The sequence below is a fragment of the Rhodanobacter sp. FW106-PBR-R2A-1-15 genome, from assembly GCF_058789735.1.
Window position 1 is genome coordinate 38,101 of record NZ_JBYTEM010000019.1, and the last position, 23,910, is coordinate 62,010.

The 23,910-nt window shown below is 63.0% G+C and carries 19 protein-coding genes and 3 tRNA genes; 5 read left to right on the forward strand and 17 right to left on the reverse strand.

What is annotated here, in order from left to right:
- Positions 1-118 precede the first annotated feature (118 nt).
- On the forward strand, positions 119-883 hold the full coding sequence (gene gloB, locus AC3WTD_RS11080; protein WP_027492334.1) for a hydroxyacylglutathione hydrolase: 765 nt from the start codon (positions 119-121) through the stop codon (positions 881-883).
- 200 nt (positions 884-1,083) lie between these two features.
- Complete coding sequence (locus AC3WTD_RS11085; RefSeq protein WP_492613848.1) at positions 1,084-2,124, forward strand: transglycosylase SLT domain-containing protein; 1,041 nt, start codon at positions 1,084-1,086, stop codon at positions 2,122-2,124.
- 173 nt (positions 2,125-2,297) lie between these two features.
- On the opposite strand, the gene AC3WTD_RS11090 is transcribed toward AC3WTD_RS11085, so the two are convergent.
- The 15 genes from AC3WTD_RS11090 to AC3WTD_RS11160 form a co-directional block, all read right to left on the reverse strand.
- Entirely contained in the window at positions 2,298-4,199 is a 1,902-nt protein-coding gene (locus tag AC3WTD_RS11090) for a SurA N-terminal domain-containing protein (protein ID WP_492613829.1), read from the reverse strand.
- Between the two features lie 134 nt (positions 4,200-4,333).
- Positions 4,334-4,410: transfer RNA gene (locus AC3WTD_RS11095), tRNA-Asp, on the reverse strand.
- 9 nt (positions 4,411-4,419) lie between these two features.
- Positions 4,420-4,494: transfer RNA gene (locus tag AC3WTD_RS11100), tRNA-Val, on the reverse strand.
- Positions 4,495-4,513: 19 nt separating this feature from the next.
- Entirely contained in the window at positions 4,514-4,786 is a 273-nt protein-coding gene (locus AC3WTD_RS11105) for an HU family DNA-binding protein (RefSeq protein WP_007511239.1), read from the reverse strand.
- 346 nt (positions 4,787-5,132) lie between these two features.
- Positions 5,133-7,607, reverse strand: coding sequence for an endopeptidase La (gene lon, locus AC3WTD_RS11110; protein WP_492613830.1), 2,475 nt, complete (start codon positions 7,605-7,607; stop codon positions 5,133-5,135).
- Between the two features lie 167 nt (positions 7,608-7,774).
- Complete coding sequence (gene clpX / locus AC3WTD_RS11115; RefSeq protein ID WP_027492330.1) at positions 7,775-9,067, reverse strand: ATP-dependent Clp protease ATP-binding subunit ClpX; 1,293 nt, start codon at positions 9,065-9,067, stop codon at positions 7,775-7,777.
- Positions 9,068-9,176: 109 nt separating this feature from the next.
- Complete coding sequence (gene clpP / locus AC3WTD_RS11120) at positions 9,177-9,806, reverse strand: ATP-dependent Clp endopeptidase proteolytic subunit ClpP (protein ID WP_008434771.1); 630 nt, start codon at positions 9,804-9,806, stop codon at positions 9,177-9,179.
- Positions 9,807-9,839: 33 nt separating this feature from the next.
- On the reverse strand, positions 9,840-11,132 hold the full coding sequence (gene tig, locus AC3WTD_RS11125) for a trigger factor (RefSeq protein ID WP_492613831.1): 1,293 nt from the start codon (positions 11,130-11,132) through the stop codon (positions 9,840-9,842).
- A gap of 89 nt (positions 11,133-11,221) precedes the next feature.
- Positions 11,222-11,306: transfer RNA gene (locus AC3WTD_RS11130), tRNA-Leu, on the reverse strand.
- A gap of 347 nt (positions 11,307-11,653) precedes the next feature.
- Positions 11,654-12,145: a hypothetical protein gene (locus AC3WTD_RS11135; protein ID WP_185754619.1), complete on the reverse strand. Its 492-nt coding sequence runs from the start codon at positions 12,143-12,145 to the stop codon at positions 11,654-11,656.
- Positions 12,146-12,280: 135 nt separating this feature from the next.
- Positions 12,281-13,396, reverse strand: a complete 1,116-nt coding sequence (locus AC3WTD_RS11140; RefSeq protein WP_492613832.1) for a sulfate/molybdate ABC transporter ATP-binding protein — start codon at positions 13,394-13,396, stop codon at positions 12,281-12,283.
- Between the two features lie 9 nt (positions 13,397-13,405).
- Positions 13,406-14,269 carry a sulfate ABC transporter permease subunit CysW gene (cysW, locus tag AC3WTD_RS11145; RefSeq protein ID WP_492613833.1) on the reverse strand — a complete coding sequence of 288 codons (864 nt, stop codon included), beginning with the start codon at positions 14,267-14,269 and terminating at the stop codon, positions 13,406-13,408.
- On the reverse strand, positions 14,266-15,090 hold the full coding sequence (cysT, locus tag AC3WTD_RS11150) for a sulfate ABC transporter permease subunit CysT (protein WP_492613834.1): 825 nt from the start codon (positions 15,088-15,090) through the stop codon (positions 14,266-14,268). The genes cysW and cysT overlap by 4 nt, the downstream gene beginning before the upstream one ends.
- Before the next feature lie 2 nt (positions 15,091-15,092).
- The gene (locus tag AC3WTD_RS11155) at positions 15,093-16,091 is read right to left on the reverse strand and encodes a sulfate ABC transporter substrate-binding protein (RefSeq protein WP_492613835.1); all 999 of its coding nucleotides are present in this window, start codon (positions 16,089-16,091) and stop codon (positions 15,093-15,095) included.
- A 139-nt stretch (positions 16,092-16,230) separates the two neighbouring features.
- Positions 16,231-16,371 (reverse strand): hypothetical protein, encoded by a 141-nt coding sequence (locus AC3WTD_RS11160; protein ID WP_185754618.1) that lies wholly within the window; start codon positions 16,369-16,371, stop codon positions 16,231-16,233.
- A gap of 908 nt (positions 16,372-17,279) precedes the next feature.
- Between AC3WTD_RS11160 and AC3WTD_RS11165 the strand changes: the two genes are divergently transcribed.
- Positions 17,280-18,110 carry a competence protein CoiA gene (locus AC3WTD_RS11165; protein ID WP_492613836.1) on the forward strand — a complete coding sequence of 277 codons (831 nt, stop codon included), beginning with the start codon at positions 17,280-17,282 and terminating at the stop codon, positions 18,108-18,110.
- A gap of 183 nt (positions 18,111-18,293) precedes the next feature.
- On the forward strand, positions 18,294-19,145 hold the full coding sequence (locus tag AC3WTD_RS11170) for an ankyrin repeat domain-containing protein (RefSeq protein WP_492613837.1): 852 nt from the start codon (positions 18,294-18,296) through the stop codon (positions 19,143-19,145).
- A 1,079-nt stretch (positions 19,146-20,224) separates the two neighbouring features.
- On the opposite strand, the gene AC3WTD_RS11175 is transcribed toward AC3WTD_RS11170, so the two are convergent.
- Positions 20,225-21,547 (reverse strand): AAA family ATPase, encoded by a 1,323-nt coding sequence (locus AC3WTD_RS11175; RefSeq protein ID WP_492613838.1) that lies wholly within the window; start codon positions 21,545-21,547, stop codon positions 20,225-20,227.
- A 346-nt stretch (positions 21,548-21,893) separates the two neighbouring features.
- On the opposite strand from AC3WTD_RS11175, the gene AC3WTD_RS11180 reads away from it, so the two are divergent.
- Positions 21,894-22,055 carry a hypothetical protein gene (locus AC3WTD_RS11180; protein WP_492613839.1) on the forward strand — a complete coding sequence of 54 codons (162 nt, stop codon included), beginning with the start codon at positions 21,894-21,896 and terminating at the stop codon, positions 22,053-22,055.
- Positions 22,056-22,162: 107 nt separating this feature from the next.
- Here AC3WTD_RS11180 and AC3WTD_RS11185 read toward each other — a convergent pair whose 3' ends face one another.
- Positions 22,163-23,488 (reverse strand): hypothetical protein, encoded by a 1,326-nt coding sequence (locus AC3WTD_RS11185; protein WP_492613840.1) that lies wholly within the window; start codon positions 23,486-23,488, stop codon positions 22,163-22,165.
- Positions 23,489-23,910 lie beyond the last annotated feature (422 nt).

Here is a 23,910-nt window from a genome sequence, read left to right on the forward strand (position 1 = left end):
GGTATCGACGCCCCTTTATATTCGACCGTCTCATGCGCGCCCCGGATGGCTGCGTCTGTCGTTCCACAGGGAAGACACCCGGTTCGCCGGATGTTCCTCAAACGCAGCGGAGCCCGCCTTGCATCTCATCCCGTTACCGGCGCTGGCCGACAACTACATCTGGCTGCTGCACGACGACGACGGCAACGCCATCGTGGTCGACCCGGGCGATGCCGCGGTCGTCGAACAGGCACTGGTCACGCATCGTCTGCAGCTGCGTGCGATTTTGCTGACCCATCACCACCACGACCATATCGGCGGCGTGCCGGCCCTGCGCGCGCGCCACGACGTGCCGGTCTACGCGCCGGACGACGAACGCATCGACAGCGCGACCACGCGGGTGCGCGACGGCGATCGGGTCGAGCTGGCCGCGCCCTCTGCGCACTTCGAGGTAATCGCGATTCCCGGCCACACGCTCAGCCACGTCGCCTACGTCGGCGCCGGTTTCCTGCTGTGCGGCGACACCTTGTTCAGCCTGGGCTGCGGCCGCCTGTTCGAAGGCACGCCGGCGCAGATGCTCGCCTCGCTGGATCGCCTCTCGCAATTGCCTGGCAATACCCTGGTCTGCGGTGGCCATGAGTACACCGAGGCCAACGGGCGCTTTGCGCGCACGGTCGAACCGGCCAACGCCGACCTGCAACAACGGCTGCAGGAGGTGGCCGCGCTGCGCGAGCAACTTCGCCCCACCCTGCCGGTGCCGCTTGCCCGCGAGCGGGCGACCAATCCGTTCCTGCGTGTCGATGCCGATGCCGTCATCGCCTGGTGCGGGCGGCAGGGCGCCGGGCAGAGCCGCGTCGCGCGCTTTGCCGCCGTGCGCAGTGCCAAAGACGGATTCCAGGCATGAGACAGCCTGCCCGCTTCCTGCCGGCATTCCTGGCGATGCTGCTCGCTGCCTGCGCCAGTGCACCTTCGCACGGCCCGCGACCAACGACCGCGGCGAACCTGCCGACCGCGGCGACTTCTGCCGAAACCGCGCCGCCGACTGCCGCACCTGCACCCGCTCCCGAAGCCGACGTCTGGGAGCGGTTGCGCAGCAGCTTTGCCATGCCGGGTTGCGACGCCGACCCCGCTGTGCTGGCGTGGGCCAGACACTACACGCGCCATCCGCGGCAGTTCGAAAGCCAGCTGCAGGCGGTGCTGCCGCGCCTGGTGTACGTGCAACAAGTGGCGGACCGCTACGACGTCGCCGGCGAGTTCGTGCTGCTGCCCTGGGTGGAAAGCCGCTTCCAGCCGGTAGCTGCGCGCAAGCGCCGCCCGGCCGGCATGTGGCAGATCATGCCGATGACCGCCGGCGCGATGGGGCTGCGTGTCGATGGCCACTACGACGGCCGGCTTGACGTGCCCGCCGCCGCCAACGCCGTGATGAAACTGCTTGAGCAGTACCACGAACAGTTCCAGGACTGGCGCGTGGCCGATTACGCGTACAACGCCGGCGAATTCAAGATACGCCAGATGATCCAGACGCACGGCATGCCCGCGGAGCAGCCGGCGATCCCGCACTTGCCCGTGCGCAAGGTGACGCGCGAACACCTGACCAGGCTGCTCGGCATGGCTTGCGTAGTGCGCGAACCGGAACGCTTCAACGTCAGCCTGCCCACGCTGCCGGACGAGCAGCAGCTGGTGCGGACCGAGCTCTCCCGCTCGATGCCGATCACGCGGGCGGCCGATCACGCCGGCATGTCGGTGGAGGCGTTGAGACACCTCAACCCGGCGTTCCGCAGCAACACGATCGATGCCAGCACGGCCCCCTACCTGATCCTGCCGGCCCGCCACGCCCGCCAGTTCCGCGATGCCCTGCTCGAACAAGCCAGCAGCGCCGGCGGCGATTTGCTGGCCAGCCTTGGCGGTGGCGACATCGCGGCCACGCCGGTGCCTGATCCGAGTACGGCCCGGAAGACCCATACCGTGAGGCACGGCGACAGCCTGTGGCAGATCGCCCGCGCCTACTCGATCAGCGTCAGCCAGCTGCAGCGCTGGAACCGCCTGGGCAGCCATGCGCTGAAGCCTGGTCAGACCCTGACGGTAAGCGCGCCGGACCAGAAACGGTCCGAACAACTGCCGTCACCCCCGCAAAAGCGGGGATGACGGGCCAGATCGGGACACCCCTGGCTCCGTTGCCCGAACGGCAAGCGCCGCATCATCCGCGCCGTCGGTGTTCCACTGCAGCACTCGACAGTCCATCCGCCATAGGTAAAAAGGGGCAGCCGAAACTGGCTGCCCCTTTTGCATGATGCCGGTCGCGACCGATCGCCGACGGCTCAGAGTCGCTGCTGGTTGATCTTGATCTTGGCCTTCGCCCTGAGCTGGTCGATCAGCTCGCGCGTGGCTTCATAGCCGTACGACTGGGCCATCTGCTGGCGCAGCGACTCGCGCTGCTCCGGCGGCACCTTCGACAAGTCACCGTCCTGCACCTTGTCGACGGCCAGCAGCACATAGCTGCCGTCCTGCATATCCACTGCGGCGTACTGCGGCTTGCCCGCCGCCGGGTGCGGCAGCAGGAATGCCTGCGTCAGCATCGGCGCCGGCATCTGCGCACGCCGGACCACTTCGTTCGCCGTAGTGATGCTGGCACTCAGCGATTTCGCCACATCGTCCATCGACTCGCCTTTGCGCAGGCGGGCCAAGGCGTCGTCGGCCTGCTTTTTCTCGATGGCGGCGACGCGCGCGTCGAGGATCCTCTGCTGCACGTCGGCCCGCACTTCCGCCAGCGGCCTGGCCGCCGCGGCCACGTGCTGGTCGACGTGGATCACCACCGAGTGGTTGTTGCCCAGGTCGATCAACCCCGAGTTGTTGCCCTGGACCAGTACGTCGTCACTGAACGCCGCCGCGATCACCTTCGGGTTCGCCGCCACACCTTCACCGCCCTTGCGCGTGAACAGCGCTGTGGTCTTGATCGGCAGCTTCAGGGCGACCGAGGCCGGCTCCAGCGAAGTCGGGTTCTGGTAGGTGTTGTCGGACATCTTGCCCGCGACGTCGTTGTAGGTGCGGTCGCGTTCGGCGGTAGTCGCTTCCTTGACCAGCTGGTCGCGCACCTCCTCGAACGGCTTCGATTCACCGCTGCGGATGTCGCGCAGCCAGATGATGTGGTAGCCGTCGGAGGACAGCACCGGCTTGGAAATCTGCCCCTTCTGCATCGCGAACAGGGCCGAATCGAAGGCTTCGTTGGTCACGCCCTTTTCCAGCCAGCCCAGGTCGCCGCCCAGGCGACGGGAACCCAGGTCCTGCGAATCCTGCTCGGCCAGCTTGGCGAAGTCGCCCGGGTTGGCCTCCGCAGCGATCTTCTCGGCCTTCGCCAGGGCAGCCTTCTGCTGCTCCGGCGTGGCGTTGGCCGGCACGTTGATCAGGATGTGCGAGACCTGCCGCTGTTCCGGCTGCACGAAACGCTGCTTCTCGCTCGCGTAGCGCTTCTTCAGCTCCTCGTCGCTCGGCTCGGCCGCCAGCGGCAGGTCGGCGCCGACGACTTCGACGTACTTCACCGAGACCTGCTCGGGGTTCATGTAATCAGCCTGGTGCGCCTTGTACCAGCTCTCGATCTCGGCATCGCTGACCGCGTTGTTCTCCAGCGCGGGACGCGGCAGCTGGAAGTAGCGCAGGTCGCGGCGCTGGCTGAGCAGCTTCAGGAAGCCGTCGAGCTGGGCGTCACTGGTGCTGGTGCTGGCGCTGATCGCCGCCGGCAGCAACTGGGTGGCCAATGACGCGCGGATCTCGTTCTCGAACATCTCCGGCGTCTTGTACTGGCTGGTGAGCCATGCGCGGTAGCTGGTGGCATCGAACTGGCCGTTGACCTGGAACGCCGGGATCGAGGCGATGTAATCGCGCATGGACAGATCCGAAACCCGCAGGCCCCAGTCCGTATTGGCCTGCAGCAGCAACTGCTCGTCGATCATGCCGTCGAGGATGCGCAGCTTCGTCTCGTTCTTTTCGAAGGCGCTGGAATCGAAATGCTCGCCCTGCTGTTCGGCTGCCTGCTGCCGCAGCTGGTTCACGCGATCCTGGTAGGCGCGCTGGTCGATTTCGTGCTTGCCGACCTTCGCCACGAAGGCGTCGTCGTTGGACATGAAGTAGCTCTCCATGCCGAACAGCGACATCGCCAGGACGGCGAGGCCGAGCACGATGATGGACGGCCATCCGTGCATCTTGTTACGCATTGCCTGCAGCATTGCAATCTTCCCGCAAGGTGGTGAAAGCGCGCGATACGCGGATGGAACAAACCGCCTGCCGACGTGCGTGCAGGACCGCGCGTGCGCACATCGCTCAAATGACAAGGGCGCCACACGGGCGCCCTTGCGAACTGTGGCGGAGTGGACGGGACTCGAACCCGCGACCTCCGGCGTGACAGGCCAGCATTCTAACCGACTGAACTACCACTCCGCATTTTTCTGGTGGGTGCTGTAGGGATCGAACCTACGACCACCGCCTTGTAAGGGCGACGCTCTACCGCTGAGCTAAGCACCCGAAACCAAGCGTTAGCCGCTTAGTTTAGGGCATCCTTGAGGGTCTTGCCAGCCTTGAAGGCAGGCACCTTCGAGGCCTTGATCTTGATCGCCTCGTTGGTGCGCGGGTTGCGGCCGGTACGGGCAGCGCGCTTGCGCACCGTGAACGTACCGAAGCCCACCACCGAGACATCCTCACCTTTCTTCAACGACTTCTGCACGGTCTCGAAGAAGGCTTCGAGAGCACGACCAGCGTCGGCCTTGGTCAGCTCGGCCTTCTCGGCGATGGCATTGATCAGATCGGTTTTATTCATTGAAAAACTCCCTTGTTCGGATTTCGTCGGTGCGGTCGGTACGGAGACGGACAGCAGCGACATGGATGGTTGGCTCATGCCTGGGCCGTAACGCAACCCCGCATCGCTGCGCTGACATACAACGCCGGGACTGCGGTAGCGCCTTTATACCAGTGCCCTGCCGGGCTCCGCAACACAAGTCACAGCAAGGTTTCCCGAAGATTCGCGACTTGCGGAAACGCTTGCAAAACCGATACCGCGGGAGCAACGGGACAACTTCGTCGACCCACGGGGAAAAACAAAAAAAGTGCCCCGCACGGCGGGGCACTTCGGATGGAACACCACTGGGGAAGCGGAGCCGGGCGAATCAGTGCGTCAACGAGTGTCCTTCCGTCGACTCGCCGGCAACCGCAGCGGGAGTGGTTTCCTTGGCCGGATTCGGCTGCAACGGGCGCTCCAGGGCGATATCCAGCACCTCGTCGATCCAGCGCACCGGATGGATCTCCAGCGACGAGGTGATGTTGGCCGGCATGTCCACCAGATCCTTCTTGTTGTCCTCCGGGATGATCACCGTGGTGATCCCGCCGCGATGTGCCGCCAGCAGTTTTTCCTTGAGGCCGCCGATCGGCAGCACGCGACCGCGCAAGGTGATCTCGCCGGTCATGGCCACCTCCGAGCGCACCGGCACCTTGGTCAGCACGGAAACCAGCGCCGTGCACATGGCGATGCCGGCGCTGGGGCCGTCCTTCGGCGTGGCGCCCTCGGGCACATGCACGTGGATGTCGAACTTCTGATGGAACTCCGGATCAATCCCCAGCCGGTCGGCGCGCGCACGCACCACCGACAGTGCCGCCTGGATCGATTCCTTCATCACGTCGCCAAGCTGACCGGTATGCACCAGCCGACCCTTGCCGGCCACCACCGAGGCCTCGATGCTGAGCAGCTCGCCGCCGACCTGGGTCCAGGCCAGCCCGGTGACCAGGCCCACCTCGTTCTGCAGTTCCTTGCGGCCGAAGTCGAACCGGCGCACGCCCAGGTACTGATCCAGGTTGGACGAATCCACCTTGACCCGGTCGGGGCCTGCCTTCGCCTTGCCCTTGGCCGCCTTCGCGGGCGAGGCCTTCGCGTTGGCCTTCTTCACCTGGCCCAGCGCCAGCTCCTTGACCACCTTGCGGCAGATCTTGGAGATCTCGCGTTCCAGGTTGCGCACGCCCGATTCGCGCGTGTAATAACGCACGATGTCGCGCAAGGCATCCTCGGTGATGCTGAGTTCCTCCGGCTTCAGGCCGTTCGCTTTGAGCTGCTTCGCCAGCAGGTACTTCTGCGCGATGCCGAGCTTCTCATCCTCGGTGTAGCCGGGGATGCGGATGACTTCCATGCGGTCCAGCAGCGGGCCGGGAATGTTCAGCGAATTGGCGGTGGCGATCCACATCACCTCGGAAAGGTCCAGGTCGACCTCCAGATAATGATCGTTGAACGCGTGGTTCTGCTCCGGATCGAGCACTTCCAGCAGCGCCGATGACGGATCGCCGCGAAAGTCCATCGACATCTTGTCGATCTCGTCCAGCACGAACAGCGGATTCTTCGTACCCACCTTGTTGATGTTCTGCACGATGCGGCCCGGCATCGAGCCGATATAGGTGCGTCGGTGGCCGCGGATCTCGGCTTCGTCGCGCACGCCACCGAGGCTCATGCGCACGAATTTCCGGTTGGTCGCCTTGGCGATCGACTGCCCCAGCGAGGTCTTGCCCACGCCGGGCGGGCCGACCAGGCACAGGATCGGCCCCTTTATCACCGAGACGCGCTGCTGCACGGCGAGGTATTCGAGGATGCGCTCCTTGACCTTCTCCAGGCCGAAGTGGTCGGCGTCGAGCACCTCCTGCGCCAGCTGAAGGTCCTTGCGCACCTTGCTGCGCTTTTTCCACGGCACGCCGACCAGCCAGTCGAGGTAGTTGCGCACCACGGTGGCCTCGGCCGACATCGGCGACATCTGCTTGAGCTTGCTGAACTCCTGCCGCGCCTTGGCCAGCACGGCCTTGGGCATGCCGGAGCCTTCGATCTTCTTGTGCAGCTCCTCGAGCTCGTTGGGGCTATCCTCGCCGTCGCCGAGCTCCTTCTGGATCGCCTTCATCTGCTCGTTGAGGTAGTACTCGCGCTGGCTCTTTTCCATCTGCGACTTGACCCGGCCGCGGATGCGCTTCTCCACCTGCTGCAGGTCCATCTCGCCGTCGACCAGGCCGATCAGCAATTCCAGCCGCTGACCGACGTCGGCGGTCTCCAACACCTTCTGCTTGTCGGCCATGCGCACCGACAGGTGCGCGGCGATGGAATCGGCCACGCGTGAGGGGTCGTCGATGCCGGACAGACTGGCCAGCACTTCCGGCGGCAGCTTGCGGCTCTGCTTGACCAACTGCTCGAACAGCGAGATCAGCGTGCGCGAGACCACATCCAGCTCACGCTCCTTGGCGTTGTAGACCGGCTCGATCACCCGCGAACGGGCGGTGAGCATGCCATCTTCTTCCTTGAAGTCCTCCACCAATACGCGCGACTGGCCTTCAACCAGCACCTTGACCGTGCCGTCGGGCAGCTTCAGCAGTTGCAGCACGCCAGCGAGCGTGCCGACCTGGTGCAGGTCGGTGATCTCCGGGTCGTCGATATCCGGGCTCTTCTGGGCAATCAGCAGGATCTGCCGCTCGCCCTCCATCGCGCGCTCCAGCGCACGCATGGACTTGTCGCGACCGACGAACAATGGGATGACCATGTGCGGATAGACCACCACGTCGCGCAACGGCAACACCGGCAGAGCGTCCAGCACGACAGGAAGGGGGGCGTTCTTGGCCATGTAAAGAAGAGTCCCTCGGGTTTGGATCTGGTTTCGTCCCGACACTGCGCCGGGCCTTGCAACTCGTCAAGTGGAGGCGGTCGGGAGCCTACTCAAGTCAGCCGACCAAAACAGAACGGCCCCGGCGAAACCGCCGGAGCCGTCGTCAGCACCGCCGAGGCAGGAAATCAGGCGGCGCCGCCACCGTCACTCGCAACCCGTTGCTGCAGGTTGCCACGATAGATCAGGTAGGGCTCGGCCTGGCCCTCGATCACCGCGTCGTCCACCACCACCTTGCTGACGTGCTCCAGCGAAGGCAGCTCGTACATCGTGTCCAGCAGCACCTGTTCCAGGATGGTGCGCAGGCCGCGCGCGCCGGTCTTGCGCTTGAGCGCCTTGCGGGCGATCGCCTGCAGCGCCTCGGGGCGGAACTCCAGCTCCACCTCCTCCATCTCGAACAGCCGCTTGAACTGCTTGGTGACCGCATTCTTCGGCTCGGTGAGGATCTTCACCAGCGCCGCCTCGTCCAGCTCGTCCAGCGTGGCCACCACCGGCAGGCGTCCGACGAACTCCGGGATCAGGCCGAAGCGCACCAGGTCGGCCGGCTCCACGTCGGCCAGCACCTTGCCCAGGTTCTCGGTGCGTTCCTTGCTGCGCACCTCGGCCGAGAAACCGATGCTGGTGTTCTCGGAACGCTGCTGGATGACCTTTTCCAGCCCGGCGAACGCGCCGCCGCAGATGAACAGGATGTTCTTGGTGTCGACCTGCAGGAATTCCTGCTGCGGATGCTTACGCCCGCCCTGCGGCGGCACCGAGGCCAGCGTGCCCTCGATCAGCTTCAGCAACGCCTGCTGCACGCCTTCGCCGGATACGTCGCGGGTGATCGACGGGTTCTCGCTCTTGCGCGAGATCTTGTCGATCTCGTCGATGTAGACAATGCCCGACTGCGCCTTCTCGACATCGTAGTCACACTTCTGCAGCAGCTTCTGGATAATGTTCTCGACGTCCTCACCCACGTAGCCGGCTTCGGTCAGCGTGGTGGCGTCGGCGATGGTGAATGGAACGTTGAGCAGGCGCGCCAGCGTCTCAGCCAGCAACGTCTTGCCCGAGCCAGTGGGGCCGATCAGCAGAATGTTGGACTTGCCCAGTTCGATGTCATCGCTCTTCTGGCGCGACTCGATCCGCTTGTAGTGGTTGTACACCGCCACCGCCAGCGCCTTCTTGGCGCGGGTCTGGCCGACCACGTACTGATCCAGCGATTCGCGGATCTCCTTGGGCTTGGGCAGCTGCGTACGGCCGGAAGCCGCCTTTTCCTCCAGCTCCTCGCGGATGATGTCGTTGCACAGCTCCACGCATTCGTCGCAGATGAACACGGACGGACCCGCGATCAGCTTGCGCACTTCATGCTGGCTCTTGCCGCAGAACGAGCAATAGAGAATCTTGCCGCTGTCGCTGGAACGCCCCTGCCGGTCGTCGCTCATACTCTCGATCCCGCTGGTAAATCTGAATGCGCCGCGAGAATAGCACAGGGCCCCGCGTCTGCAGGCAGACGCAGAGCCCATCCCGCGACCTTGGGTTAAAACCTGGAAATCAGGCCGATTTCACCGTTTCTCCGGCACGCTTGTCGAGCACCTCGTCGATCAGGCCGTAGGCCTTGGCGTCGGCGGCGCTCATGAAGCGGTCGCGCTCCATGTCCGCCTCGATCTTCTCCAGCGTCTGGCCGGTGTGCTGGACATACAGCTTGTTCAGGCGCTCGCGGATATACAGGATCTCGCGGGCCTGGATCTCGATGTCGGTGGCCTGGCCCTGCGCGCCGCCGGAAGGCTGATGGATCATCACGCGCGAGTTCGGCAGGGCGAAACGCTTGCCCTTGGCGCCGGCCATCAACAGGAACGAGCCCATGCTGCAGGCCTGGCCGATGCACATCGTGCTGACGTTCGGCTTGATGAACTGCATGGTGTCGTAGATCGCCAGACCGGCCGTGACCGCACCGCCCGGGCTGTTGATGTAGAAGTTGATGTCCTTGTCCGGGTTCTCCGACTCCAGGAACAGCATCTGCGCGACGATCAGGTTGGCGACCTGGTCGTTGACCTCGCCCACCAGGAAAACCACCCGCTCCTTCAGCAGCCGCGAGTAGATGTCGTAGGAGCGCTCGCCGCGAGCGGTCTGCTCGACGACCATCGGTACCAAATTGAGGTTCTGGATCGGATCCATGGCCATATTTGCAGCTCTCCGCTCGATGGGCCCGATTGCTCAGGCGTTGGCTGGGCGCATCACGTCGTCGAAGCTCAGGTCCAGTTGGGTGGTGTTGGCGTGCTCGGCCACCCACTCGGCCACCTGGTCTTCCATCACGCGGTTCTGCAGCCCTGACATCAATTGGGGGTCGCCGTTGTAGAGTTCAATGACCTTCTCCGGCTCCTCGTAGGTGGAGGCGATCGCCGCCAGCTGCTCGGCCACGCGCTTGCGGTCGATCTTGATCTCCTGCTTGCGCGCGATCTCGCCCATCAGCAGGCCGGCGATCACGCGCTGGCGCGCGATCGGCATGACGGCCTCGATCAGCTGCGGTGGCGGCTGCTGGCCCTGCGGCGCGCTGCCGGCGGCCATGTTGCGCGCCTCGGACTGCACCATCAGTTTCGGCACGTCCAACCCCGCGTGCGCCGTGGCCAGCTTCTCCGCCACCTCGGACTTCAGGCGTGCCATCAGCGCTGCCTTCAGTTCGCGTTCCAGGTTCGCACGGACTTCCTTGCGGAACGTCTCCAGGTCGCCGTCGGCAATGCCGAACAACTTGGCGAACTCGGCGTCGACGGAGGGCAGCTTCGGCTCCTGCACTTTCAGGATGCTGAAGCTGACCTTGGCGGTCCTGCCGGCCAACTCCGCGTTGCGGAAGTCACCCGGGAAGTCAATCGCGGTTTCGAATGCATCGCCGGCCTTGCGGCCGATCAGCGCCTCGTCCAGCGCCTTGAACAGGGTGCCCGAACCCAGCACGCTGCCGGCACGCTCCAGGCCTTCGGCCGGGAAACGGTAGTCGCCGGCTTCGGCCGAGTATTCGAACATCACGAAGTCCCCTTCGGCCGAGGCCCGATCCACCTCGTCGAAGCTGCGACGCTGCTGGCGCAAGGTCTCCAGCATCTTGTCGATGTCGGCGTCGGTCACCACCGCCACCGGGCGGGTGATCTCGAGGCCGGCGACATCGATCGCGGGGAACTCCGGCATGATCTCGAACGTCGCGGTATAGGCGATCTCGCCGTTCTCCGGCTTGCCGGTGGTGTCGATGGCCGGATTCGCGACCGGTTGTAGCTTCTCCTGCTGCACCGCCTCGCGCAGCGTGCTGCCGATCAGCTCGGACAACACCTCGCCACGCACCTGGTCGCCGAAACGCTGCTTGATCACCGTGGTCGGCACCTTGCCCGGACGGAAACCCTTCAGGCGCACCGTGCGGCCCATCTCCGCGATGCGTGCGCTCACCTGCGTCTCGAACCGCTCCGCGGGAAATTTCACCGTGAGCTTGCGCTCGAGCGTGCCGATGTTCTCAACCGAAACCTGCATGACGTCTCCTGGTACTACCTGATGTTGTGGGCCTGTCGTCGGCGCCAGGGCGGTCGTGCCGCCAGAAAAACCAAGGAATCAGCGGGGCATGGTGCGAAAGGGGGGACTCGAACCCCCACGGGGTTAACCGCCAGAACCTAAATCTGGTGCGTCTACCAATTCCGCCACTCTCGCCTTGCCACCCTCGCCAGACGCGCGTAACCATCGGATTCTGAAACCGATTGTCGCCTGCCGGGGCACCCTGTAGGCGCCCCACCGCTACGCTCGCCTAAGTCGATGATTCCCTTATACGAAAGCGGACCATTCTACGGTTGCACCAGCCCTCTGCACAAGCACAGTAACGGCGCCAGTGTGCCGATGCGAAGCCTTCGCACCGCGGAAAGCAAAACGCCGATCGCAGGCGATCGGCGTTCTGGATTGGTGGGCCGTGAAGGATTCGAACCTTCGACCAATTGATTAAGAGTGAGCAAAGAGCCCATCAGTGGGTGTCCGCCCGCCCTGCCCCAAATGAGACAAATGGCTCAACAGAGCCATTTTGCCACCCTGCTCAAAGGGCCAAGGGGTGGCAAGATGTCTAACTGGGGGGAGACATACCGGAGACACAAAACAGCAGCGGTCGAGATATGCGCGTCGCGCTCCTTCCCGGCCCTCCTCCGATGTCCGAAAACGCCCCCATAAGTAAGGTGTCCGCAGCCAAGCGCGAGATCATCAAGGTCCAGCTCACCGCTACCCTGGTAAAGAGCCTCGACTTCGTCCATCCAGTGGGACGGCCACCGACTGATCGCCGAGCCCACACCGTCGCACGTTAAGGACTGGATCGTGCGTGACACCATGGAGAAGCGATCGACGTCGTACTGATACTTGAGCGTGAGGCCCAGATCGGTGCCATCGTCGAACACATAGTGAGTCGGCCAGTTGCCCGTGAAGTCGTGGCTGCCCGCCGCAGCGCCGGTAGCGTTTGCCACGGCCGGGATCGCCATCGCCAAGGCGGCCATCAGTGTCGTCTTTTTCATGGGGTTTCCCTTTTCTGGTGGCGCCTGCCACGCCGCAGCGTGAAGCTGCAGCCGTCGACGGGCCGACGCAGGCGCACGCCGTCCCGCGCGATCCGGCGCTTGGCCGGATCGCGGTTCATGGGGAGGTCTTGCGCTTCAACAGAGGTCGGGTGGGCGCCAGGTCCAGCGATCGCGGACTACCGTGGTGCCCGCGTCGCTCTCGATCGGAAACGCAACCAGTTGCTGGGGTGCGACACGCAAGATGGCGCCGGATTGCCAGCCCCAACGAGCAATGTCTTCGCTGGCGACGTCGACCTCCAGGCTGAGATCGATCTCGGCAACCTGCAGATCGAGGTGGGTCACGCTTCCCGCTGGATAGACGTGCCGCAACCGCGCGCTCCATGCCGGTTGCCCCTCCGGCACGACCAAAACCAGATGCTCCGGCCGCACGTAAGCCACTGCGTGCTGATAACGCCCGCCCCAGGGATCCATCGCCAACGGCCAGTCACCGGCAGCCCAACCCTCGCGGACGCGATTCAGCGGGATGCGATTGGTCCGTCCGATGAACTCGCACACGAAAGGGGTGGCCGGGTCCTGATAGATGGCCTGCGGCGTCCCGACTTGTTCGATGCGTCCCCGATTCATTACAGCGATGCGGTCGGCCAGCTCCAGCGCCTCTTCCTGATCATGGGTGACGAACACCGTAGTGAGACCCAGTTCCTCGTGCAATTCGCGCAACCAGCGGCGGAGCGCCACGCGAACCTGCGCGTCCAGCGCACCGAACGGCTCATCCAGCAAGAGCAGTTCGGGCTCCACGGCCAAGGCCCGCGCCAGAGCGACCCGTTGGCGCTGGCCACCCGAGAGCTGGGTGGGGTAGCGATCGCCGAAATCCTCGAGCTGGACGCGTTTGAGCAGGCGCTCCACGCGTTCACGGATCTGCGCCTTGGACGGCCGTGTACAGCGCGGCCTGACCCGAAGGCCGAAGGCGACATTTTCACGCACAGTCAAGTGACGGAACAGCGCGTAATGCTGGAATACCAGCCCGACATTGCGATCGCGGGCTCCTGCCGCCAGAAAGTCGCGATTCCCCTGGCGCACATTGCCCTCATCCGGATAGTCGAGGCCGGCAAGGATGCGAAGGAGTGTGGTCTTGCCCGAGCCGGATGGACCGAGCAGGGCCAGAAATTCCCCGGGCGCCAGGTGCAGGCTGACGTCGTCGAGTGCGGCGAAATCGGCAAAGCGGCGGCTGAGGTTATCGATGACTAGCGACATGGCGTGGTCTCAGTGGCCGCCCGGCGCATGCGCGGCGAGTTCGCCCCGGTAACGCCATTCGAGCAGGGCCTTCAGGGCCAAGGTGAGCAGGGCCAGCAGAGCCAGCAAAGAGGCGACCGCGAAGGCACCAACATAGTCGTATTCGTTGTAGCGCATCTCCACTTCCAGCGGCAGCGTGGTGGTGAGGCCACGGATATGACCCGAGACCACCGATACCGCGCCGAACTCGCCCATCGCGCGGGCATTGCAGAGCAATACGCCGTACAGCAGTGCCCAACGGATGTTCGGCAATGTCACGCGTAAGAACAGCTGCCACCCGTTGGCACCTAGGATGCGAGCGGCCTCTTCCTCCTCGCTGCCTTGCGCCTGCATCAGCGGAATCAGCTCGCGCGCCACGAAGGGTAGCGTGATGAACACGGTGGCCAGCACCAGGCCCGGCACGGCGAAGATCACCCGAATGCCGTGTGCAACCAGCCACGGACCAAACCAGCCCTGAGCACCGAACAACAGCACATAGATCAGGCCCGAGATCACCGGCGAGACCGAGAACGGCAAATCGATCAGTGCGCCCAGTGCCGCCTTGCCGCGGAACTCGAAGCGGGTCATCGCCCAGGCCGCGGCGACGCCGAACACCAGGTTGAGCGGCACCGCGATCACCGCCACCAGCAGGGTTAGCCGGATGGCTGCCAACGCCTCTGGCTGGTGCAGGCTGGTCAGATAGGCGTGCACGCCTTGGCGAAAGGCCTCGACGAACACCGAGGCAAGCGGCAGAAGTAGGAAGACGCCCAGAAATAGGCTTGCGGACACAATAATGAGCGCATGGCCGAGCCGACGACCTGTGCCCCTCCGGGGGCTATGACGCGGAGCATTCATGCGGCGCGCTCCGCCCAGCGCCGGCTCCAACGCTGCAGTAGCGCAACCAGCACCAAAAGCAGGAATGAAAACGCCAGCATCACCACGCCCAGCGCAGCGGCGCCGGCGTAGTCGAATTCCTCGAGTTTCTGCACGATCAGCAGCGGTACAATTTCCGAGCGCATAGGAATGTTTCCGGCGATGAAGATCACCGAGCCGTATTCGCCGACCGCTCTCGCCAGTGCCAGGGCAAAGCCGGTGAGAAGCGTTGGTATCAGCAGCGGCAGGATCACCCGCGTAAAGGTCTGCCAGCGCGTCGCACCCAGACTTTCGGCAGCCTCCTCCACATCACGCTCCAGGGACTGGAGCACCGGCTCCAGCGTGCGCACCACGAACGGAAACCCGACGAACACCATGGCCAGAAGTACGCCCCACGGGGTGTAGGCGACCTTGATGCCCAGGGGCTCCAGCCAGCGCCCAAGCCAGCCGTTCGGCGCATAGAGCGCGGTCAGCGCAATGCCGGCAACGGCGGTGGGCAAGGCGAACGGCAGGTCGATCAGCGCATCCAGCAGGCGCCGCCCTGGGAATCGATAGCGCACCATTGCCCAGCCAACGAGCAAGCCGACCACCACGTTGATCAGCGCGGCCGCCAGCGCGCCCCCGAAGCTGAGCTTGAGTGCAGCGAGCGTGCGCGGAGCGGCGAGCAGATGCACCATACCCTGCAGACCGATGCCGCTGGCCTTCCATACCAACGCGGCCAGGGGCAGCAGCACGATCAGCCCCAGGTACGCCAACGCGTACCCGAGGCTGAGACCGAAACCTGGAAGCACGCGACGGCGCATGCTCAGTGGCCCGGCCCGATCTGGTCGAACACACCGCCGTCCGCGAAGAACGTCGCTTGTGCCTTGCGCCAGGTGCCGAACTCATCCGCCAGGGTGAACGTCTTTACCTTCGGGAACTGGGCTGCGTACTTCGCGGCGATGGCCTGGGAACGCGGACGGTAGAAGTTGCGCGCCTCGATCTCCTGCGCCTGTGGCGAATACAGGAATTTCAGATACGCCTCGGCAACGGCACGGGTGCCATGCGCGTCGACGTTCTTGTCCACTACCGCCACCGGCGGCTCGGCCAGGATGCTGATCGAGGGCACCACGATCTCGAACTGGTCGCCCCCTGGTTCGCGCTTGGCGAGAAGAGCCTCGTTCTCCCACGCCAAGAGCACGTCACCCATACCGCGCTGGGCGAACGTGTTGGTCGCACCGCGCGCACCGGTGTCCAGCACGGGCACGTGCTCGAACAGTGTTTTGACGAAAGCCCGTGCCTTCGCCTCGTTGCCACCGGGCTGTTTGAGCGCATAGCCCCAGGCGGCCAGGAAGTTCCAGCGGGCGCCGCCCGAGGTCTTCGGATTGGGTGTGACCACCTGCACGCCTGGCTTGATGAGATCGTTCCAGTCGTGGATGCCCTTCGGATTGTCCTTGCGAACGAGGAACACGATGGTGGAGGTGTACGGCGAAGCGTTGTCGGGCAGGCGTTGCTGCCAATTCTTGTCGAGCAGACCGTGATCAGCCACGGCGTCGATGTCGTACGCCAGTGCCAGGGTCACAACGTCGGCGGGGAGGCCGTCCACCACGGAACGCGCCTGCTTCCCCGAGCCGCCATGAGACATCTGGATCGTCACGGTGTCGCCATGCTCGGCCTTCCATTGCGCAGCGAACGCGGCGTTTACGGACTTGTAGAGCTCACGGGTCGGGTCGTAGGACACATTGAGCAAGGTGACGTTCTTGGCCAGGACGGACGTCGTCAGCAGTGTGCCCACAAGCGCCACGAGCGCGGTACGTAAGTTCATCGTCTTGGTCTCCCCGTTTCGAGTGGAACGATCAAGCTAGCGGTGGGTAAAGCGCGCTGTGAAATCGCAAGTTGGCATGTGGATATATCGTAATGAGGTATCGGCTTGGACGTCCAAATGTCATATTTCCGTTATCGAGTCAGCCTTGCGTCGAGGAATTCAGATCTGCAGTGCTCTCCAGCCCGGACAGCGCCTGCGCAAGCCGGCTGGCCGCCGTGCGGATTTCCGGCATGGCGGTGCACTCCCACAGGTTGCCGCGCAGCAGCGAACCGGTGCCCAAAAGCCGTGGCTGGGGTTCGCTACGAAGAATTCAGACGCAACCCTGGCGGGCCTGGTCAGCGGCCGTGTCCTCGTCCTGTGCGGCCCTGAGACGCTCACGCAGGTAGTCATCCCAGGGTAAGCCTTAAGCCATCCCAGACCGTCTATGCGCGCCATGGGCGCCTCTCCACGGATCGTGGTCCAGATGTCCAACGGGCGCCTGTAGGCGCCCCACTAGGGCGAAGGGCCACAGTCCAGCGGAAGCATGGTTCAGGACCATCCGTCGCTACGTGGGCCAAGCTGGCACCCATCGCGTGCGTCCCTGGCAGCTGCAGGGGCGCGCTTGGGCTCGGGTCAGGTTAGCGAAGCGCCCAACGGGGGAGCCAGGGGGGAAATCCCGGGGGAGACATGAAGAGCCACGGGAAGCCATGGCGGGGCCTTGGGGGGGAGACATTAGGGAAGACATGATCGTCCCCTAACAATTAACAACAGGCACTTAGGTAGCCTAAGTGCCTGTTTTTATTGGTGGGCCGTGAAGGATTCGAACCTTCGACCAATTGATTAAGAGTGAACAAAGAGCCCATCGGCGGGGAGCCGCCCACCCTGCCAAAAATGAGACAAATGGCTCAACCACGCCATTTGTCCATCCTGCTCAAAGTGCCAAGAGGTGGCAAGATGTCCAACTGGGGGGAGACATACCGGAGACACAAAACAGCAGCGTTCGAGATACGCGTGTCGCGCTCCTTCCCGGCCCTCCTCCGATGTCCGAAAACGCCCCTATAAGTAAGGTATCCGCTGGCAAGCGTGAGGCCGTGAAGGTCCCGCTCACTGAGCAATCGAAGGATCCCGTCACGACCATTTCAACGCACAATGTTTTCAAGTGGCGCGGTTAAGTTCGCTATCGCGGCGGCAACACCAGGAGGTCAGAACATGGAATTTGCGCTGGTCGAAGGGGAGCGCCATACGCCCGAGCCGGGCTTGAAGGGTGCCTGTCAGTTCTGCGGCCAAGCGATGGTGGCCAAGTGTGGCGAGCAGATCCTATGGCACTGGGCGCACAAGGGACGCAAACAGTGCGACCCGTGGTGGGAGAACGAAGGACCGTGGCACCGTGCATGGAAGGCGCTGTTTTCGCCAGAGTGCCACGAACAAGTCCATTTCGATTCGACGGGCGAGAAGCACATCGCCGACGTGAAGCTGCCAAGCGGACTGGTGATCGAGCTGCAGCACTCACAAATGCCCTTGGAAGAAATGCGCAGCCGCGAGGCTTTCTATGATCGAATGGTTTGGATCGTGGACGCCGAGCTGTTCAAGAAACACCTCGCGATGTTCAATCCACTGCCTGACCCCACCCTGCCCCATCTCGCCGATTTCCGTTTTTTCCCTGCCCATCCGGCCTGGCGACACCAGAACTACCGGCGGTTCGAGGGCTACAACGATCTGTTGTTGTATCGACAGTCCAGCAAGCAACCGGGCGACACGATGGTGATGCTTGTAAAGAGTGAGGAAATCGGCCTGGTGTTCCCCGAGGGGTATGTCGGGCACCGCCTGGTTCACTGGCTGCGGCCGCGCGAAGTCTGGTTGAACACCACCCGCCCAACCTACCTCGATCTCGGGGATGAGGTCGTAGGCAAACTGATGTTCTACCCACTCGCCGAGGCTCCAGTATTGTGTATACAAGTCATGCAGAAGGCCGCGCTGATCGGACAACTTATGACCTGGCCAGTGAATAGGCCCGCCGCATGTACACCGGTTGACCGATAACCCGACATCCTCAAGCCGCTCCGGGCGGCTTGCTTCGTTTTGGGCGTCCGCTCGTCCAATGAAAGTTGCCTATCTCGATACTTTCGTTGGACGGCATGCGAGCACTGAAAAAAGTTGGCCATGAGGGCTGGACAACTCGCGGTTTTTTGGGACGCTGGAGGTGTCCTCACCGGAGCCTTCACCATGACTGACATTACCCTTCACGACGCTGATTTTGAGACGACCCGGGCCCTCATTGCCGCGGGTGCCGATGTCAACGCCCGCGATGAGAAAGGTCGCACCCCTCTCCACGAAGCTGACATCGGCACAGCAAAGCTCCTGATCACCGCCGGCGCGAATCTCGATGCTCACGACGACTTCGGTGATACTCCACTCGACCGCGCCGACAGCGACATGGCCAAGCTCCTCATCCAGGCCGGCGCCGACGTGAATATCCGCAACAGCCAAGGCAACACTCCCCTCCATTACACCGACAGCGACAAGGCCCAGCTCCTGATCGAGGCCGGCGCCGACATCCACGCTCGTAACAACGGCGGTAACACCCCCCTCCATTACGCCGACAGCGACATGGCCAAGCTCCTCATCCAGGCCGGCGCCGACATCCACGCTCGCGACACCTACGGCTGCATCCCCCTCCATTACGCTGACAGCGACAAGGCTCAGCTCCTGATCGAGGCCGGCGCCGACATCCACGCCCGCGACGACATCGACCGCACTCCGCTTCACAAAGCCACCAGCGAGGCGGCGAAGGTCCTGATTGCCGCGGGCGCCGACGTCAACGCGCGCGACAACGCCGGCAACACCCCCCTCCACTCTGCAGCCTCCCACAACAAATTCGACGTCGCCCGCGAACTCATCCAGGCTGGTGCCGACGTCAACGCCCGCGACAACGCCGGTCAGAGGCCCGTGGACCTGGCCGCCGAAAAATCGACCCTTTCGATGGTCAGTCTGCTGACCGCGGCTTCCCGTGAACAACACGCGAACCAGGTCCAGGCTCCGACCCGCGAGCGGTCGCGTGAGCGGTGCCGCAGCTGACCGACGCTGGACACCACCGCTTCAACGAAGGCGAAGGGCTCGAACTCAGCTCAAGCGGCCACACCGTGCGGAAACCCAGCAGATCGTCGCGCCGCAGCCAAAGGTGGTCGGGCAGATCGCCTTGGCCCTCATCGCGTGCGTCCCTGGCAGCTGCAGGGGGCGCGCTTGGGCTCGGGTCAGGTTAGCGAAGCGCCCAACGGGGGAGCCAGGGGGAAATCCCGGGGGAGACATGAAGAGCCACGGGAAGCCATGTGGGAAGCCATGTGGGAAGCCATGGTGGGGACTTGGGGGGAGACATAGGGGAGACATGATCGTCCCCTAACAATTAACAACAGGCACTTAGGGAACCTAAGTGCCTGTTTTAATTGGTGGGCCGTGAAGGATTCGAACCTTCGACCAATTGATTAAGAGTGAGCAAAGAGCCCATCAGTGGGTGTCCGCCCGCCCTGCCCCAAATGAGACAAATGGCTCAACCACGCCATTTGTCCATCCCACTCAAAGGACCAAGGGGTGGCAAGATGTCTAACTGGGGGGAGCCATACCGGAGCCATGGAACAGCAGCGGTCGAGATACGCGTGTCGCGCTCCTTCCCAGCCCTCTTCCGACGTCCGAAAACGCCCCTATAAGTAAGGTGTCCGCAGCCAAGCGCGAGACCATCAAGGTCCAGCTCACCGCTGCCCCGGGGTAAGCGGCGCCGCAACGTCGCTCGGTTGGCGTCATCTCTCGCGCGCGATCGAGCTAAAGAACCAGTTCCGATCCATTGTCGTGCGCCGTTGGGTGTCCGGTCCCGATTTTGCCATTTTCTCGGCGCTTCTCGGTCATTCCGATCCGCGAGTCTGGAAGGGCGGAATAATCCGCACCACAAACAGGGATGAACTCATGAGCAATCGACCCGCACCACCCAATGGCCCAAGCAAGACAGGTCGCGATTCCGGCGGTGGACGAGGCAACAACCCGCCGAGTCCAGGCCGCACGCCGCCGCCAGCTCCGAAGGGTGGTGGTAAAAAGTAAGTCTTGGGGGTCGGCCTTGCGCCGGCCCTTTTTACAGCTGTTCTCCAAGAGCGACATTACCGGGATTGCTAGCCACGCCGGAGCGTTGAAGGCCGGCCACCAAGAGATCGAGGGTCGATGTAGCGCTGGTGCCGGACGGTCGCGTGGGCGATGGGTGTTGCCTCCTGGGGGCTTAGATCCTGGAGTTCGATGCCTTCAGCTGACGCGCATAGCCTCACGTATCCTCGGATGATGTTTTCACAAAACTTGTATTGCCCCGGCCGAAACGCCTTGGTCAGGAGCGGTCCATGGGAGTCACGCTTCAAGGTGTTGAGTCGCTGCACGAACCGTGTTTGATCAATCGGCGTTAGGTTCAGGTGGTTGCAGAGACCTTGATAGGATCCGTAGATGTGACTTGTCGATCGCTCCAGATCCCATGAGTCGGCTGCTGCCCAAACCGCATGCTTGTAGACGTCGTTGCGGCCGCGGATGGCCTGATCGTATGGCTTGCGGATTTCCGCTTGGGCCCCCGCCACGGCTGCCGTGATCGCCGACCGGAGGTGGTCGAGTGTCGGCTCTTCCGCGGACTTGTCGTCATAGATAGCGTAGAGCAGCTTCGCGATCACAAGGTGAACGTAGTAGGGGAATCCATTGGCGATGCTGGCCACGCGGAACCGGGCCGACCTGGTTGGCTCTTGGTCCCATTTCAATCCGAACCGTTCGAGCACGTCGTCGATGATGTCCAAAGCCGCTTGATAAGCGATGCGTTCGAGCTTCACTTGCGCGAATTGTCGAAAAGAGGACTGGTGCGCACCTAGGATCTCGTCAAGGTCTGCACCGACGCCGGTAAAAATGAAGGTGATCAGGGCACCTCTGTCTCCTAGGAGTTTCACGAGTTCGGCTAGGTCCCGCAGCGCCTCCTTCGATTGGATCCTATCGACCTCGTCGATCACGACGACTCGAATCGTGTTCTTTAGGTCGTTGTCTAGCGATGCGAGAACATCTGCTGTCCAAGACACGTCCAGACGCGCTTGGGCGGAGTAGGTCTCCTGCTTGCTCGCGCTCGCGGTGAAAACGTGGTTAAAGCCGAGTCCACTCTTTTTCTGTATTTCGGCCAGCTTCTTTGGCGCGAATGTCTCTATCACGGGTCTGATAATGGAGTCGAAGGTCGACTGCGAGTTACATCCGAATTGCTTGAAATTCTGGTGTTCGATCGTCGCAAGACCGGCTGTTTTCGCCAGTGATGTCTTGCCGACGCCGCGTTCACCGAAAATGAAGACGTGCTGCCCTTTGGTATAAATCGCCTGGCGGACGATGCCGACCTGCTCGACACGACCTTTGAGGTGGTTGACCTGCTCAATCGGTGCGGAGTGTGACGCCACGCTGTTCAGCTCGTTAGCGAACTGATGCATGCTGAGATCGTGGATTCCTTTGATCACTTATCGCCGCCTCGTGCAGGTATGACGACACATGCTAGCCGGATAGTGGTAGCAAAAGATGGTATAGCGAGTTGGCCACACCATCGGGGGCCGGTGGCAGTGCGCTGACCTCTTTTACTCCTTCGGGTAGTTGGGTTCAAAGGTAGCATCGACACATTTAGACCAGGGGTTGTGCCGGATGAAGACTTACGGAGTGCTCTGCGACGCGACCAACTCTGTCGTGTACGTCGGCCCCGCTGCGGATCCGCGGGAAGCCTGCGTGCGAGCAACGAGGGACGCTGGCGCCTGGGGTTCGCTGGGGCCTTTCAATCGTGGCCCGATGAGCCCTGCGCAAAGCGAGACCGGCTCCTGGATCGAACTGTCGGTCTATGACCTTGGCGACATGCCTGCGAAGCCGAGTGTGGATTCAGAAGATCAGGAAGTGCTTGCTGCGATGACAGAAGACAGCTTTATCGAGCAGTACATAGCCCGTCAGTATTGAGTCCGGCAATACCCTCCGCCCAACTCTGTCCGAAGGCACCGCATCGCGTTCCTCGAAGGAGTCTTGCTCCGCGCCTCAACCGGGTGAAGTGCATTCGCGCGAGTTCCTCAATTGTTTGGGATATGCCACGGAGCAACCGGCTCGATGTCTTCACCGGGAAGCAATCGCGGGTCGGACAGGAGTGGTGTGGCATCACCGGCCATGAACGTATCCACCATTTCGTCGATCGTCCACGGAGCATGCTCTAACTCTCGCGACAGGAAGTAGTGCAGTTCTACTTCCATAAGTCGACTGTTCGCCAGATATTCCATTACGGCTTGCTTGTTGAGCGAACGCCGCAAATCTGCTGTCACGCTATCACGTTCGGAGTCCATCGCAATGTGAGTAATGGCAAGGGGCGCCGCAGCAACTTGGCGATCAATGTCCGCAAGCTTTGATTTGATGAAGCGGCCGCGTGCTTCCACTGATTGGGGCGCCAGGCACTCCCAATGAACGATCGATGCCATCGTTACGTCGGACACATAGCGAGGGTCGTCTTCGTGGTGGCTAAGCGCCGTCAAGGACAGCAAGCACTTTGCCGGATCCAGGCGTTTGCCGGTCAAGAGGCGAACCAACTTCGGCCCAACCAAAATCGAGGAGTCCTCAGTATCTCGGGCGACCGCGTCGAGGTTCGCCTGCCGCACAACGCCCTGGCCGTACTCGTCTTTCCACGGGTACCCGTCCGGTAACGTCAGGTGAGATTGCACCGCGCGCTTGGCATGCATCACAAGATAGTCCGGAGGAACGCGGGCGGCCTCTACTGTGAACTGCACGTCGATATAGAGACTGACCTTCTCGGAGTTGAGCCACTCCTCCCATGGATCGAAAAGCACGCAGACGGCGGCGGCCGTCTCGGCCTTTTCATAGCTTGAGGATTGCAAACGTTTGCATTCCACGTGGATCCGAACGGCACCGATCCCGACCGCCAGGTCGGCCGTCCTTCCTGGACCCTCGGGGATGAATGCCACTTCCATGCCCTCCCGAAGGTATCGACCAGCCGTGGCCAGCTCGAACAGCGCGCTCTCCGGTGAGCGTGTGCGATCCGCCATCATGCGATGGACGCGCTCCTTGGCGCCGGGAACGCGCGCCAACTCGGGAAGAACCACTCCGATGGCCTTGATCAGGGGAAGGATCCGTGAACCCAGGCGCGCGTCGTAGCCAGTCCGCTCAGTCAGGAACGCCACTGTTTGCGCCAACCAGGAACCAGGCAGATCTGCGGGCAACAAAAGCGGTTCGCGCCGCACCCATCTACCACCCTTCAGGCCGCAATTGGCCTGGTAATGCTCCAAGGCCCGCGCCGTACGCCTCAGGCCCTCCTCGAGGCCGCCCCCAGCGCAGTGCGTGATCCACGCGATTGCCCTAAGGATATCCTCGTCCTGTTCAACACCCACCATCTCTCGTCCTCTGGTTGGACTGCTGCCGGTTTCGCGGACACCGAATTTAGGTGTGATGATGAGGCCGGAGTGGCTTCTCTCGCCACGAAGAATTCAGACGCAACCCTGGCGGCCTGGTCAGCGGCCGCGTCCTCATCCTGTGCGGCCCTGATGCGCTCGCAAGAAGCCGACGATCTGTTCTTCGGTAAATCGCTTCTTCACGTCCAATCTCCTTCGGATGGGGGATTGGACTCCAAACCGCCGTGCTACTCAAAACCGGGGGGACGTCGAAATCGTGATTGATTGCTTGGCGCAACGCCTACAGACCGCTGTGGTCATAACCTCAGTGTATCCACAAATAGCAACGGCGCGGTGTCCCGCGCCGTTGCTATTTCTTGTCTGAGGATCCGATCAGGGGCATTTGCTGCCAGTATGGATCGACT

What these genes read in the sequence shown, in the direction of transcription:
- AC3WTD_RS11180 (WP_492613839.1), top strand. Translation starts at nt 21,894, where the DNA reads ATGAGCCCTGCGCAAAGCGAGACCGGCTCCTGGATCGAACTGTCGGTC.
- AC3WTD_RS11155 (WP_492613835.1), bottom strand. Translation starts at nt 16,091, where the DNA reads ATGAACTTACGTACCGCGCTCGTGGCGCTTGTGGGCACACTGCTGACG.
- AC3WTD_RS11175 (WP_492613838.1), bottom strand. Translation starts at nt 21,547, where the DNA reads ATGCATCAGTTCGCTAACGAGCTGAACAGCGTGGCGTCACACTCCGCA.
- AC3WTD_RS11135 (WP_185754619.1), bottom strand. Translation starts at nt 12,145, where the DNA reads ATGAAAAAGACGACACTGATGGCCGCCTTGGCGATGGCGATCCCGGCC.
- cysW (WP_492613833.1), bottom strand. Translation starts at nt 14,269, where the DNA reads ATGAATGCTCCGCGTCATAGCCCCCGGAGGGGCACAGGTCGTCGGCTC.
- AC3WTD_RS11185 (WP_492613840.1), bottom strand. Translation starts at nt 23,488, where the DNA reads ATGGTGGGTGTTGAACAGGACGAGGATATCCTTAGGGCAATCGCGTGG.
- AC3WTD_RS11165 (WP_492613836.1), top strand. Translation starts at nt 17,280, where the DNA reads ATGGAATTTGCGCTGGTCGAAGGGGAGCGCCATACGCCCGAGCCGGGC.
- AC3WTD_RS11090 (WP_492613829.1), bottom strand. Translation starts at nt 4,199, where the DNA reads ATGCTGCAGGCAATGCGTAACAAGATGCACGGATGGCCGTCCATCATC.
- clpP (WP_008434771.1), bottom strand. Translation starts at nt 9,806, where the DNA reads ATGGCCATGGATCCGATCCAGAACCTCAATTTGGTACCGATGGTCGTC.
- AC3WTD_RS11105 (WP_007511239.1), bottom strand. Translation starts at nt 4,786, where the DNA reads ATGAATAAAACCGATCTGATCAATGCCATCGCCGAGAAGGCCGAGCTG.
- AC3WTD_RS11085 (WP_492613848.1), top strand. Translation starts at nt 1,084, where the DNA reads ATGCCGGGTTGCGACGCCGACCCCGCTGTGCTGGCGTGGGCCAGACAC.
- lon (WP_492613830.1), bottom strand. Translation starts at nt 7,607, where the DNA reads ATGGCCAAGAACGCCCCCCTTCCTGTCGTGCTGGACGCTCTGCCGGTG.
- AC3WTD_RS11170 (WP_492613837.1), top strand. Translation starts at nt 18,294, where the DNA reads ATGACTGACATTACCCTTCACGACGCTGATTTTGAGACGACCCGGGCC.
- clpX (WP_027492330.1), bottom strand. Translation starts at nt 9,067, where the DNA reads ATGAGCGACGACCGGCAGGGGCGTTCCAGCGACAGCGGCAAGATTCTC.
- AC3WTD_RS11140 (WP_492613832.1), bottom strand. Translation starts at nt 13,396, where the DNA reads ATGTCGCTAGTCATCGATAACCTCAGCCGCCGCTTTGCCGATTTCGCC.
- tig (WP_492613831.1), bottom strand. Translation starts at nt 11,132, where the DNA reads ATGCAGGTTTCGGTTGAGAACATCGGCACGCTCGAGCGCAAGCTCACG.
- cysT (WP_492613834.1), bottom strand. Translation starts at nt 15,090, where the DNA reads ATGCGCCGTCGCGTGCTTCCAGGTTTCGGTCTCAGCCTCGGGTACGCG.